The 13,267-nt window shown below is 35.5% G+C and carries 17 protein-coding genes; 3 read left to right on the top strand and 14 right to left on the bottom strand.

Annotated elements, in window-relative coordinates; all coding sequences use genetic code 11:
* Window positions 1-60: 60 nt before the first annotated feature.
* From AAC084_RS20035 to AAC084_RS20090, 12 genes are all read right to left on the bottom strand, one after another.
* Entirely contained in the window at window positions 61-414 is a 354-nt protein-coding gene (locus tag AAC084_RS20035) for an MmcQ/YjbR family DNA-binding protein (protein WP_339842070.1), read from the bottom strand.
* Window positions 415-496: 82 nt separating this feature from the next.
* On the bottom strand, window positions 497-1,051 hold the full coding sequence (locus tag AAC084_RS20040) for a GNAT family N-acetyltransferase (RefSeq protein WP_339842071.1): 555 nt from the start codon (window positions 1,049-1,051) through the stop codon (window positions 497-499).
* 5 nt (window positions 1,052-1,056) lie between these two features.
* On the bottom strand, window positions 1,057-1,452 hold the full coding sequence (locus AAC084_RS20045; protein ID WP_339842072.1) for a Dabb family protein: 396 nt from the start codon (window positions 1,450-1,452) through the stop codon (window positions 1,057-1,059).
* 23 nt (window positions 1,453-1,475) lie between these two features.
* A complete protein-coding gene (locus AAC084_RS20050; protein WP_339842073.1) occupies window positions 1,476-2,096 on the bottom strand; it encodes a DUF4230 domain-containing protein in 621 nt (206 codons plus the stop codon).
* Window positions 2,089-2,448, bottom strand: a complete 360-nt coding sequence (locus AAC084_RS20055) for a DUF4260 domain-containing protein (RefSeq protein ID WP_339842074.1) — start codon at window positions 2,446-2,448, stop codon at window positions 2,089-2,091. Before AAC084_RS20055 ends, AAC084_RS20050 begins: the two co-directional genes overlap by 8 nt.
* Window positions 2,449-2,450: 2 nt before the next feature.
* Window positions 2,451-3,197 (bottom strand): cyclase family protein, encoded by a 747-nt coding sequence (locus tag AAC084_RS20060; protein ID WP_339842075.1) that lies wholly within the window; start codon window positions 3,195-3,197, stop codon window positions 2,451-2,453.
* A gap of 129 nt (window positions 3,198-3,326) precedes the next feature.
* Window positions 3,327-4,460 (bottom strand): radical SAM family heme chaperone HemW, encoded by a 1,134-nt coding sequence (hemW, locus tag AAC084_RS20065; protein ID WP_339842076.1) that lies wholly within the window; start codon window positions 4,458-4,460, stop codon window positions 3,327-3,329.
* A 39-nt stretch (window positions 4,461-4,499) separates the two neighbouring features.
* Complete coding sequence (locus AAC084_RS20070; RefSeq protein WP_339842077.1) at window positions 4,500-4,865, bottom strand: four helix bundle protein; 366 nt, start codon at window positions 4,863-4,865, stop codon at window positions 4,500-4,502.
* A gap of 54 nt (window positions 4,866-4,919) precedes the next feature.
* Window positions 4,920-5,474: a crossover junction endodeoxyribonuclease RuvC gene (ruvC, locus tag AAC084_RS20075; RefSeq protein WP_339842078.1), complete on the bottom strand. Its 555-nt coding sequence runs from the start codon at window positions 5,472-5,474 to the stop codon at window positions 4,920-4,922.
* A 5-nt stretch (window positions 5,475-5,479) separates the two neighbouring features.
* Complete coding sequence (locus tag AAC084_RS20080) at window positions 5,480-5,956, bottom strand: hypothetical protein (RefSeq protein WP_339842079.1); 477 nt, start codon at window positions 5,954-5,956, stop codon at window positions 5,480-5,482.
* Window positions 5,957-6,048: 92 nt separating this feature from the next.
* On the bottom strand, window positions 6,049-7,665 hold the full coding sequence (locus AAC084_RS20085) for a M56 family metallopeptidase (RefSeq protein ID WP_339842080.1): 1,617 nt from the start codon (window positions 7,663-7,665) through the stop codon (window positions 6,049-6,051).
* On the bottom strand, window positions 7,662-8,024 hold the full coding sequence (locus tag AAC084_RS20090; protein WP_079511789.1) for a BlaI/MecI/CopY family transcriptional regulator: 363 nt from the start codon (window positions 8,022-8,024) through the stop codon (window positions 7,662-7,664). The genes AAC084_RS20085 and AAC084_RS20090 overlap by 4 nt, the downstream gene beginning before the upstream one ends.
* A gap of 144 nt (window positions 8,025-8,168) precedes the next feature.
* On the opposite strand from AAC084_RS20090, the gene AAC084_RS20095 reads away from it, so the two are divergent.
* Window positions 8,169-8,684, top strand: coding sequence for a DUF456 domain-containing protein (locus tag AAC084_RS20095; RefSeq protein ID WP_339842081.1), 516 nt, complete (start codon window positions 8,169-8,171; stop codon window positions 8,682-8,684).
* Window positions 8,685-8,686: 2 nt separating this feature from the next.
* On the opposite strand, the gene AAC084_RS20100 is transcribed toward AAC084_RS20095, so the two are convergent.
* Together AAC084_RS20100 and AAC084_RS20105 are read right to left on the bottom strand one after the other, a co-directional pair.
* Window positions 8,687-9,244: a nitroreductase gene (locus tag AAC084_RS20100; RefSeq protein ID WP_339842086.1), complete on the bottom strand. Its 558-nt coding sequence runs from the start codon at window positions 9,242-9,244 to the stop codon at window positions 8,687-8,689.
* A gap of 166 nt (window positions 9,245-9,410) precedes the next feature.
* On the bottom strand, window positions 9,411-10,298 hold the full coding sequence (locus AAC084_RS20105; protein WP_339842082.1) for a LysR family transcriptional regulator: 888 nt from the start codon (window positions 10,296-10,298) through the stop codon (window positions 9,411-9,413).
* Window positions 10,299-10,382: 84 nt separating this feature from the next.
* Here AAC084_RS20105 and hutH point away from each other — a divergent pair, with 84 nt between their 5' ends.
* Window positions 10,383-11,957 (top strand): histidine ammonia-lyase, encoded by a 1,575-nt coding sequence (gene hutH / locus AAC084_RS20110; protein ID WP_339842083.1) that lies wholly within the window; start codon window positions 10,383-10,385, stop codon window positions 11,955-11,957.
* A gap of 4 nt (window positions 11,958-11,961) precedes the next feature.
* Window positions 11,962-13,209 carry an imidazolonepropionase gene (gene hutI / locus AAC084_RS20115; protein WP_339842084.1) on the top strand — a complete coding sequence of 416 codons (1,248 nt, stop codon included), beginning with the start codon at window positions 11,962-11,964 and terminating at the stop codon, window positions 13,207-13,209.
* Window positions 13,210-13,267: the final 58 nt, after the last annotated feature.

A 13,267-nucleotide genomic window follows, 5' to 3' on the forward strand; every position in this document is an offset into this window, starting at 1 on the left:
AATACCAATCTATTTTTGGAACTGTAAAGATAACCTTAGAAAATGGTTTCGCCTTACTTTTCACATAGCATCGAGTTCTGCCTTTAATTTTTTCGTGAATTTAGAAACCACAAGATCATAGGAATGATCAATCAATTCGGTAAGTAATTTTGGTGAAAGCTGGGCCAAATATACTGTATTCCAATGCTTTTTACTCATGTGCCAACCCTCGATTATGCCGTCATGAGTTTCGCGAAGTTCAATAGCCCTATCTGCGTCACATTTTAAATTTAACCGCAGCGGCACATGATCCAACCCACAAAGCGCGAACATTTTACCCATGACTTTAAAGACCAACGTAACCTCATCAAAAGGAAACGTTTCGGTAACCCCTTTTTTAGCTAAACAGTAGTCCCTAAATTCTTCGATGTTCATTGTTAATTAGTTGTTGGTTGTTGGTTGTTGGTTGTTGGTTGTTGGTTGTTGGTTGTTGGTTAAAAGTAAAACCACTTATTAATTACTTTTCAATCCGAATTTTAGTTTTAACCACATTAAGGAAGGCATTCATATCCTTCCATGCATATCTTGTTTTTCGAAAAACGGCATCTCCAATATCATTGGCCTCTACAGTCTCTAAAGCTTCACCTCCTATACGGTCATAAAAAGTAATCGCTGCATAATTGGTATTCAAAACCCATAAGTAAAAACCATTCTTATAGTTTCTACTACTAATTTCTTGGACAAGTTTACGCATCAATTTTGTACCGATTCCTTTTCCTTTAGCAGCATCACTTACATGAAGGTTATCTAAATAGGTACCATAAATTGGGCTCTCCTCAAAATAGGAACATATGAATCCTAACAATTGCCCATTGTCCTCAGCAATAACAATATGCTGATTCTCTTTTGGATTATGGAAACGTTCTGTCCACACTTTTAACCGATCTGAATGGACTTCATCATCCAAAAATTCATCACTAAATGAACCTCGGTAATTCTGTTGCCAACTCTGTGCATGCAAATTTGAAATACGGTCAACATCTGTGAGTTCAGCCTCTCGAAAAACGAACATATCGTTTAGATACTGGTAGAATCGTAAACGATTACTTTATTCCACAATTTTTCAGATTCCACAATAAATAACTTATGAGGAGCTTCATCTTGATATTCTTTCTGAGATTCAGCCGAATCAAAAGTAAGTATCAGGGAATAGGTAAATGATCCATCAACAACATCTCTACTAGCTCTTGGTGGCATACCTATAAACTTGGTCTTCGCATAACCAGAATTATCTAAAAATTTCTTTAAAGAAGTTTCAAAAGCTGCGCGGTCTGCTGCATTATCTGGATTTTTCAACCAAAAAAATACAGTATGGGAAAAATTGGAATCGAATTCTTTCATTTCATTTTCATTTTGACCAAAAACAGTGCTGGTCATTAGTGTTATTGCAAGAATACAAATTATGTTTTTCATTTTTAAATTTAAATAGTTTAACGTTAGTTTTCTAATTTATCTATTTGTTGTTGTGGTATTTTTAGTGCGGAATAATCTAATTTCCACCCTATAGTTTCCACAATTTTTTCCATTATCAAAACAGTCTGTAAAGCTTCTTTACGAGCAGTATCCATTAATCCGCTTTCGGGTATTTTTTCACGAATGTGTTTTTTCGCCTCTGAGTTCAACTTGGTTAAATCTTCAGGTACGAAAAAATTGAAAAATCCACTCTTTATATCGTAAAACTCTAATTCTGGTTCTATGCTCAACACCTCAGGTTGAGGAAAATTATCTAAAACTATCAGTTTTCTGTCCTCATCGGCATGCATCATCAACTTACTAAGATCATACCCAATATGGGCTTTTGCCTTTATAACGACCAAGGCTTTTTTCTTACTGCTTACCAAGCTCATAAAATCCTTTACATTCTCATACTTATAAATTTCAGCAAAGTCACCCTCCACTGATATGAGTTTGCAAACACTCTTCATTTTCTCTAATAGCACCGTAGACTGGTGTGTAGTAATTTCTTTGGTTTTCTTTCCTCTAAAAAATGTAAAAACCCAATATGTACCAATAGCACCTAAGAGTAATCCAAGAAACGTATCAAAAACATTATCCATTTTTCTTTCCTATTTCGCCTAAATGAGTAAACTTAAACCCTTTATCATATTTAAGTCCGTAACCAAAGATACGGTCCATGGCTATATGTATAAAAAGAATTGTACCGATTAATTCTACTATGGGTAACATAAAATAGGCACCTACGAAATACAATAGTATAGCAACAGCCCTATGATGGACTATATTATAACATAACGCACCAATCTTAGACCCTAACAGATAACCCAACATAGAAACATCTGGAGTTAATATCAACACAGGCAACCACCACCATTGATAACCCAATAAGCCAAACATAAATATACCCAGGCCCATTAAGGCAACTTCTTCTAATTTCAATACATTTTTCATGATTATTCTATTTTATAAAGTACTGGTCTACTAGGACTTGCATCGTTTTCAAAGGGAGCTACTTGTAGGTTTAAAAAATAGCTTCCATCAGCGATAGCATCCTTTACATAGATAAATTCCGTGATTGTTGCACCTAACCTTACCTCTCCATTAAAATTCCAAAATGCTTTGTGTGCTAATAATTGCCCATTATCTTTTTCTTTATCTACAGATGGCAAATCAATCAACAGATGGTCTACTCCCAAATCCCGAATGTATTCCATTGTATCCTCTAAAATGTATGGTGGGTTAGTATTTGAATATTGCCTTTTTATTTTAGAATTAGAATTCGGTATGGTACGAATTACAAGAGCATTAGGGGTTTTATCTTCTAGCAGCTTTTTTAGATGATTTTTGGTAATGACCAAATCGCCGTTCTCTTCTGAAGGAGCTATTGTAATAACCTCAGCCAAAAAGAAAAACTGATGTAAATTCTGGTTTACAGATTGATGCTCTTTAGATATATGCCCAACACATTCCGTATGTGTACCATGAGAATGCGGATTAAACCAAATGTCATAAAAATTAGTACTTGATCCTGCCGAAATACTACCTACAAAATCACCATTGGTATGTGGTTCAATTTTCGGGGCATCAATATACCAGGCATTTACATTTTCTTTATTACCTCTAACTGCAATCGAAATATCTAACGGTTTCGAAAGGTCAATATGGTATTCTTTAGTTTTATAGAATATGGTGGTCTTCATTTTACTACTGTCAATAGGTGTGCAGATGAGTGGTTGATGTAACCTTGTATTTTGAATTAAGAAAATTACAACTTTTTAAACGGTTCTTAATAAAGTTATTCAAATCGAGAAGGTTTTCTATTCCCAAGGTTATTTCAGATTGACCATAAACAAATCTGCCGCAATGCCGTCCGCCAAAAACATACCTTTCTTGGTGGTTCTAAGGGTTTCTTTATCTATAAACAAAAGATGTTCTTTAATAAATTTATCGGCTTGCAACAATGCATATTCCTTGAACTTTGGGCCAAATTCGGTTGCTATTCTATCTAAAGATACTCCCCAAATAGTTCTAAGGCCTGTCATTATATATTCGTTGTATTTATCTGTTGCAGAAAGGACCTCAACTTCCATAGGAACGATATCTTGCTCAATCGATTTAATATACTTCGGATTGTTGTTTATGTTCCACCCTCTACGTAATCCGTCAAATGAATGTGCTGACGGACCAATACCTATATATTTTTTCTGCTGCCAATAAGCGGAATTATTTTTTGAGTAATAACCAGGTTTTCCAAAGTTGGAGATTTCATAGCAATCAAATCCCGCAACTAAAAGGGTTTCGTTTAAGAGGTTAAAATGCTCTTGTGCTTCTTCATCACTGGCAGGTGAAACTAATCCTTTTTCTACAAATTTAGCAAGGGCGGTTTTAGGTTCTACGGTTAATGCATAACTAGATATATGCGGAATTCCGTATCCAAGAGCTTTATCAATATTTTCTTTCCAACGCGCTAAACTCATGTTGGGCATTCCATAAATTAAATCAATGGAAATATTATCGAAATATTGCCTTGCCAACTGCAAACTTTTTTCAGCCTCTGCAGCATTATGCGCCCTATTCATCAGCTTTAAATCCTCTTCAAAAAATGATTGAATACCAATACTTAATCGGTTTATAGAACTCGTTGCCAATTGCACTATTTTCTCTTCGGATAAATCATCAGGATTCGCCTCTAAAGTGATTTCAGGATTATCAATAACCTTATAATTCGCACGAACCGAATTCAATACTTGTTCAATTTCATCGGTTTGCAAAACGGATGGTGTTCCACCACCAAAATAGATTGTCTCAACAACCACGTTAGAAAACTCCGCCTTACGTAGTTCCAATTCTCTGCATAACGCCTTCACCATTGCCTCCTTCTTCCCCATAGAAGTAGAGAAATGAAAGTCACAATAATGACAAGCTTGCTTACAAAAAGGAATGTGAATATAAATTCCGCTCATTTTTTTAGTTTTCAGTAATCAGTTGCAGTTGACAGTAAATTACTCTGAGCCAAATTTTGTTGGGTTATTAATCATATAATTTAAAAGCTTACCTACTTCTTCACTATCGCTTTTTAACTCATCAAAAGTACCTTGGTCAATATACTCACACTTTAATGCAAATTCAAGCCATGTTTGTGTTTCTGAGTTTTCCGCATCACTATCGGTCAACTTACTTATAAAATGTTTAGGAAATCTTCTTTTTCGATAAGCTTCTGCAATATTAGCACTGACACTTCTTGACGAACGTCGCATTTGGTCAGTCAAAGAATACTTTTCCACTTTAGGAAACAACTTTGAAATATGAAAAATCTTCATTGCTAATGCAAAAGACTTCTTATAAGCCAATAAATCTTGAAACTGCATTTATTATTATTTATCTGTTCACTATTACTGCCTACTGAAACTGATTACTGAAAACTACTTCTTAACCCTTTTCTCATTCTGCTTCACAAAAGCATCCCAGCCAGTATAACTTTTACCTACTTCTACTCTACCCTCATTATAAAAATGACAAACGGCAGCTGCTAATCCGTCGGTACTGTCGAGATTTTTTGGTAATGTTTTTAGTCCTAATAAACTTTGTAGCATTTTTGCTACCTGTTCTTTACTGGCGTTTCCATTACCGGTAATTGCCATTTTAATCTTTTTAGGAAGGTATTCAGTAATCGGTATTTGTCGTGAAAGTCCCGCAGCCATGGCTACACCTTGAGCTCTACCTAATTTAAGCATCGATTGAACATTTTTACCAAAGAAAGGTGCTTCAATCGCAATCTCGTCTGGGTGGTACGTGTCGATTAACTCAATGGTACGCTCAAAAATGAGCTTTAATTTCGTGTAGGGATCGTTATATTTTTGAAGCAATAGCTCGTTCATTTGAATGAACTCCATTTTTTTTCCTACTACTTTAATGAGTCCGAAACCCATAATAGTTGTACCAGGGTCAATACCCAAAATAATTTTCTCGTTCGCCAAAATGCTTAGTTTGTATTTAATTGAACAGGTATTCGGTATTTGGTATTCACCGGAATCCCCCTTTTTAAAGCGGGTGCAAGTTTAGGAAGATTCTTTAAGCTTTGGGTAATGACTCCGTCAAATTCTGGCATTTGGGTTAATACCGAAGCATCTTTTTCTATATCGGTGACATTGATTCTACCCATCGTATCGATTACAAAAATAACCGCTGCCGTCTCACTTTCCTTATCGGTAAGTGTGAATTCAAAATCATTTAAGGTTTCTTGAAAATGAGAAATTAAAGTTTCCTCAAAGCATATCTTCTGTTCTGCTTTAGTTGCCGCTTCATCGCAGGTGTAGAAAAAGGGATAAGAGTCAACACTATTCCAATCTATATGACGCAATTCTTCGTTTATAAGCTCTTGAGTTCGTTTTTGTTTAGATTCAAATAACGAACAAGAACTTATACCAATAAAAAGAAGAAAGTATACATATCGTTTCATCACACCTGTTCTACGGGTGAAATTACGATTTTTTTGAGGAGTTCCTCAATCAATTAATATGTCGATAAGTAATACTAATCATGTTAACTATTCTATTGTAACTTAAATTGAACGGGGATAGAAAAAGGCACATTTACAGATTTACCGTCATTTTTTCCTGGAATCATGATTGGTAATTTTTTAATAATGCGTTCAACCTCATCTTCCAATAATTTATCTGGTCCACGCATTTTAATGTTTTCAATTACTCCTTCCGAAGAGATCATAAACATAGTGCTAACTCTACCTTCAATATTTGCGTCTTGTGCAGCCTGAGGATAATTAAAGTTTTTACTAATATGTAATTGAATTTTATCATTAAAACAAGCCCGTTTATCAGTAGCATCCTCACAGCCTGGGAAAATTGGAGCTTCATCCACAACGGCAAAAGGAACTTCACTTTTATTTTCAGAATCCTTATTTGAATCTTTTGACGAGTTTAAACCCAATTTAAAAGCTATTGGAATAGAGTAAGGTATACCGACCTCTTTTCCTTGATGTTTCGCTGGTTGCATTTTTGGCAATTTGCTAATAATTCGCATAACCTCGCCCTCCAATAATGGGTCGGGTCCCTTCATTACTAAATCAACAACATTTCCGTTCTCATCAATCTTAAAAATGATGTTTACCTTCCCTTCTATCCCTGCTTTTTGTGCCTCATCTGGATATGAGAAATTCTTACTAATATGTCGTTGCATCATTTCATTAAAACACGCTCTTTTATCAGCAACATTTTCACAACCTGGAAAAACAGGTACTTCATCTATCATTGAGAAATTTAAATCTAATAATGAATTTTCTCCGTTATTAGATTTTGGTTTCACCTCACAAGAGGTATAAAACAATATCCCCAACACCATAGGAATTAATAGTAAATACTTTAACTGCCAGACTTTTTTTGATTTTGATTTTTGTAACATGACGATTCGTTTTTTGATTAATGATTTTGTAAAAAATTGATTGATGAATGAAATATATTCTGTTTGAAAAACTTGCGATAATAACTGCTGATATTGCTCTGATTTGTCTTCTTTGGCTACATAAGCATCTGCAATAAATTCGTGCAATTCTGAAACTCGATTTTGATACACATATACTAAGGGATTGAACCAAGCGACAATTCGCATGAATTCAAAGAATAATAAATCCCAAGTATGACCTTGTCTTATATGGACCAACTCATGTTCAATAATGGTATCGTGTTTCATTTTTAGCACCTTGTCACCAATAAAAATGGATTTAAAAAATGAAAAGGCGATGCTACTATTTGTTATGATTACTTGTGTGAAATTTGGAAATTGAACCTGCTCACCATGCTTTTTCAATAGATATACTTGCCTTAGTTTTATTACGAAAAACAAAAGCGCAAAAAACATTCCTGAATAAAAAACACCTTCTTGCCAAGATAATTGCCAACCTGAGGGATTCTCAATAGTTACTCCTTGTGCTCCATTTAAATTCCATAAAAAATCAGGATACGCAGCAAAAGTTGGTGGTACTTGTTGCTTAAATGCTTTAATTTTTACCCATGGCAAAATCAGAGATAGTAAAAATGTACCTAGTAAATACACCCTATTCCATTGAAAAAAAGTTTCTCGCTTTAGAAAAAAGTCATAGATAACCAAAAAGAGTAATTGAAAGGCAATGCACTCAAGAATGTATTGTATCATGGCTTTTCCTTTTTAATTTCATTCAATACCGATTCAAGTTCAGACAAGCTCATATCATTTTTCTTCATAAAAAAAGACACCATACTTTTAAAAGAACCTTGAAAATAACCGTCTACTAGTTTATTAATAGACTGATTACTGTAATCGGCTTTTTGCACCAAAGGAAAATACAAGTACCCTTTCCCCTCTTGCTCATGATCCACAAAGCCTTTGCTTTCAAGAATACGTACTATGGTAGAAACCGTATTGTATGCCGGTTTTGGTTCAGGTAATTTTTCTATAACTGCCGCAACATTACATTTCTGTAATTGCCACACAACTTGCATAATCTCTTCTTCGGCTTTTGTCAACTGTTTCATTCAACTAATCTTTTAGTTTGATATTCAAATATAACTAAATATTTAGTTTGAACTAATTTTTTAGTTGAAAAAAATAATATTCGCTTATTCTCTTGTAACTTTAGAGAACTATATTAGTCTAATAAAAAGCACTTACTTTAAATTATGGATATATTCTTATTGATACTTGGCTTTATACTAATGCTTATAGGCATAATTGGCAGTTTTTTACCTATTCTACCTGGGCCGCCAATTAGTTGGATGGGGTTACTTCTACTTCATTTTACAAGCGCAATAAATATGACTTGGACGTTTCTAGGAATCACTTTAGCCATTGCTTTACTAGTTTTTGCCTTAGACTATGTGATACCTGCTATAGGAACTAAAAAATTTGGTGGCACAAAAGCTGGTGTAATAGGCACCACGGTTGGCTTGGTGGTCGCACTTATTTTTCCTGTATTCGGACCTTTCGGAATCATCATTTGGCCTTTTATAGGTGCTTTAGTTGGCGAATTGTTAAATAAGGCAGACAAAAAAACCGCTACGAAAGCGGCTTTTGGTTCATTTCTAGGGTTTTTAACCGGTACTTTTATGAAATTCTTGGTTGCCATTGTATACTTAGGCTTGTTCATTTCAGAAGCCTGGCAACACAAAGCTGCGCTATTTCCTTTCTTTAATTAACCTTATTCGTTAATCCAATCTGTTTTTGAAGCAATCGGATTTCGTTCTCCCTCGGGAAGGTTTCCGTCAAAATTCCCCATATAAAAGAATCCTAAACATTTTTCACCTTCGTCCAAAGTTAAAAACTCATCCATGAATTTTATGAGTCCTGGTGAAGACCAATAGCAACCTATACCCATTTCTGTACATAACAACCACATATTTTGAACAGCCATAGCTACTGCAGCCACTTCTTCCCATTCAGGTAAAGATTCCGTTTTATCTCGCTGCATACAAATAGCAATAACAGCACTTGCCTTTTGAGGATTCTCCTGAAGCTTTTTAATTTTTATCGCTTTTGGCCTAGGGTCTACCTCCTCATATTTCTTCGACAAGAATTTCCCTAATCGACTTTTGGCATCACCTTGAATTACTTTAAATCGCCAAGGTTCTGTACACTTATGGTTAGGTGCCCAGTTAGCAGCTTCAAGCACCTTTTCAATATCAGCTTGAGCAATGGGTGTACCATTATATTGTATTGGAAATACGGACCTTCTTTTCTTTATAATTTCAAATATCATATTCTCATTGTTCATTGTTCATTGTTCGTTGTTCGTTGTTCGTTGTTCGTTGTTCGTTGTTCGTTGTTCGTTGTTCGTTGGTTATCGTAACCAATGTAAAATTAAACCTTCGCAAACTCATATTATGTTAGGTAACTGCTAAAAAAGCTATTCCTTTTTACTGCCATTATCCTTCTAACAGCAACTCCATACAGTTTTTTAAAACAGGATTCGTATGTTCTTTTTTCCATATAACCGATAGTTCTGCACGCTGAGGAATATTCTTAAGTTCAATAAATTTTACCCTCATTTGAAATCCGTTCTGTAAAGCTGTAGGTACAATAGCTATACCCATGCGATTCTCTACCAATTTAAAAATTGTATGTGCATGAACCGACTTATGTGAGACTTTCGGTGCAAAACCTGCGTCTTTACAAATACTCATGATGGTATCGTAGTACAAAGGGCTATACGCTTGACTAAAAAGTATAAATTCCTCATTTACAAATTGATGCATTCCTTCAAATTCACGTGTCAACATTGGATATCTTTCTGGTAGTACCAATGAAAAAGTATCCCTAAAAACAGTTTTCATATTTAAAGTATTGGGCACACGAGAAACCCGTACGAAACCCATATCTAATTGATCATTAAGAACTCCATCTACCTGTGCAAAATTTGAAAGCTCTTCTAACGATGTTTTTACTTTGGGGTAATTCTCTTTAATTTTCAATAACAAATCTGGAATAATCTGTTGCATGGCCGAACCTAAGAACCCAATTCGCAATTCGCCACTATTACCATCGCCAACTAACTTTAATTGTCTTTCAACATTTTCAAGATGATTGAATATAAACTCAACTTCTTTCTTTAAATAATGACCCGCTGGTGTAAGCGAAACTTTTTTCTTGTTTCGTTCAAACAATTGCGTTTCAAGAATATCCTCCATTTGCCGTATTTGTCGACTTAGTCCGGGTTGGGATATAAATAATTTCTCTGCAGCTTTTCTAAAATGTAATTCATTCGCTACCGCAAGAAAATAATTTAAATGACGCAGCTCAAGTTGATTACTCATAGTTATGGATTGATGACAAAATTGATATTACCAAGTATTAAAAATAGGTATTAATTTTAATTAAAATTTTGAAACGCAAAAGCAATGAATAAACAGACTTTTAAACTAGGTGAAGATTGGCTTACCACTGGGAAGGCATTAGAAATTACTGAGAATAAAATTTCTGTAATTCTTTCTAATGAAACAGAGAAAAAAATAGAAAAAAGCTGGAGTATCGTTCAGAAAATAGTAGACAAAGGACATCCTGTTTACGGTATCAATACTGGTTTCGGGCCCTTATGCACTACCAAGATTTCAAAATCGGAAACGAATATTCTTCAAACCAACATTCTTCAAAGTCATAGTGTAGGTGTTGGTGACCCAATAAAGACAGACATTGCAAAATTGATGCTAATTCTTAAAGCACAATCCTTAGCAAAAGGCTTTTCAGGTATTGCGCTGAAAACCTTAAAAAGAATTATTTGGCATATAGAGAATGATGCTATTCCTATAGTACCTTCTCAAGGTTCAGTTGGTGCATCGGGTGACTTAGCTCCTTTATCTCATCTATTTCTTCCCTTAATTGGCATGGGTAAGGTGGAATATAAAAATGAATTAATTACAACAGCAACCCTGTTTGAAAAAACCGGACTCGAACCTATAGCGTTGGGTCCAAAAGAAGGTTTGGCCTTAATAAATGGAACACAATTTATTGCGGCTCATGCGGTAAAGGTAGTTTCGCAATTACATTCCTTATTAGCGCAAGCCGATATTATTGGCGCCATGATGATTGAAGGGTTACAAGGTTCTGTAAAACCTTTTTACAATGAACTTCATGCTTTACGCCCATTCAAAGGGAATATTCATGTTGCAAAAAGAGTGAAAAAATTATTGAAGGGTTCTGAAATTATGGAGGACCATGTTGATTGCGAAAAGGTACAAGACCCCTACTCCATTCGATGCATACCGCAAGTTCATGGTGCTTCTCGTACCGCTTGGCTACACCTAAAAGAACTGGTAGAAGTTGAATTGAATTCTGTTACCGATAACCCAGTAATTATTGATGAAGAACTGACCATTAGTGGTGGTAACTTTCATGGTCAGCCTTTGGCCATGGCATTAGATTACGCATGTTTAGCAGCATCGGAATTAGGAAATATTTCCGATAGAAGAATTTATTTAGCGCTCGAAGGTAATAGTCCCGGTGTACCTAAATTACTGATGAATGATACAGGCATCAATTCTGGTTACATGATTTTACAATATACTACGGCAGCCTTGGCAAGTGAAAATAAAGGACTCTGTTTTCCTTCAAGCGCAGATAGTATTCCGACATCCCTTGGCCAAGAAGACCACGTAAGCATGGGTTCTATTGGAGCGAGAAAAGCGTTGCAGGTTATTGGAAATGTCGAGAAAATACTGGCTATAGAATTGTTAACCGCAGCACAAGCATTTGAATTTCGAAAACCATTAAAATCTGGAGTTTTCCTAGATGAAGTTCATAATGCAGTACGTGAGAAGGTCGCCTTTGCTGTAAAAGACCGCATTTTCGCCGACGATATTGAAAAAGGAATTGAAATGATTCAGAATAAAACCATCATAAAAGTTGTAGATCGGGTTCAAAAGGAACACAACATTTCTTTAAAAACCAAATTTTCAACAGAATTCGAAGTATATTGAAAATATGGAAAAAGTAACATTAATAGGCCCTTTCAAACAAATTATTACCATGACCGGCATACCTTTAAAAGGCGCTGTTAAGGATAGTGAATTGCACATAGTTTCAGATGGCGGTATCATTATTACCGGTTCGACTATTACTAAAATAGGAGATTTTGAACTTTTAAAAGAAAGCGATAAAATTGCAGAAACCATAACCCTAAAAGGAAATCATGTTTGTGTACCGGGCTTCATCGACGCTCATACACATATTTGTTTTGGAGGGTCACGCGCAAAGGATTATGCTATGCGAAATGCAGGTAAATCTTATTTAGAAATAGCACATGCGGGTGGTGGTATTTGGGATACGGTTACGCAAACCAGAAAAGCAACACAAGAAGAATTGACCAAAAGCACCATAAAACTTGCTAATCGTCATTTAAAAAACGGCACTACTACTATCGAAGTAAAAAGTGGTTATGGTCTTTCTGTAGATGAAGAACTAAAAATGCTAAGGGCCATTAAAGAGGCTAATATTACTGCGTTGCCAGATTTAATACCTACATGTCTAGCTGCGCATATGCTACCTAAAGATTTTCAAGGAACAGAAACAGCATATCTATCAGAAATAGCAGAACGTTTATTTCCGATACTTAAGTCAGAAAAGTTGGCTAACCGTATTGATGCATTCATAGAAGAAAGTGCATTTTCAGCCCAAGACATTAAAGATTATTTTAATACAGCACGTGCTATGCATTTCGACATTACTGTTCATGCCGACCAATTTACGCCTGCTGGCAGTAAAGTAGCTGTCGATTATAAAGCACTTAGTGCTGACCATTTAGAGGCAAGTACGGATAATGAAATCGCGACACTAGCCAATAGCGATACCATTGCCGTTGCCTTACCAGGAGCTTCTATAGGGTTAGGATGTAATTTTACTTCTGCACGTAAATTATTAGATGCTGGTGCCGCTTTAGCAATAGCGAGCGACCACAACCCAGGTTCTGCACCCATGGGTGATTTACTCACCCAGGCTAGTATTTTGGGTACGTTTCAAAAATTGACGAATGCAGAGGTTTTATCAGGAATCACCTTTAGAGCAGCAGCCGCTTTAAACCTTTCTGATCGCGGAAAACTAGAAGAAGGGCTTTTAGCCGATTTTGCTGTTTTCCACAGTGATAACTACCAAGATATCCTCTACAACCAAGGTAACTTAAAACCTTGCATGGTTTGGAAGAAAGGTAACCTAGCTTATGACAAGCATAATTAGTTGTTAGTTGTTAGTTGTTAGTTGTTAGTTGTTAGTTGTTAGTTGTTAGTTGTTAGTT

It is taken from the genome of uncultured Maribacter sp., from assembly GCF_963977385.1.
GTDB lineage: Bacteria > Bacteroidota > Bacteroidia > Flavobacteriales > Flavobacteriaceae > Maribacter.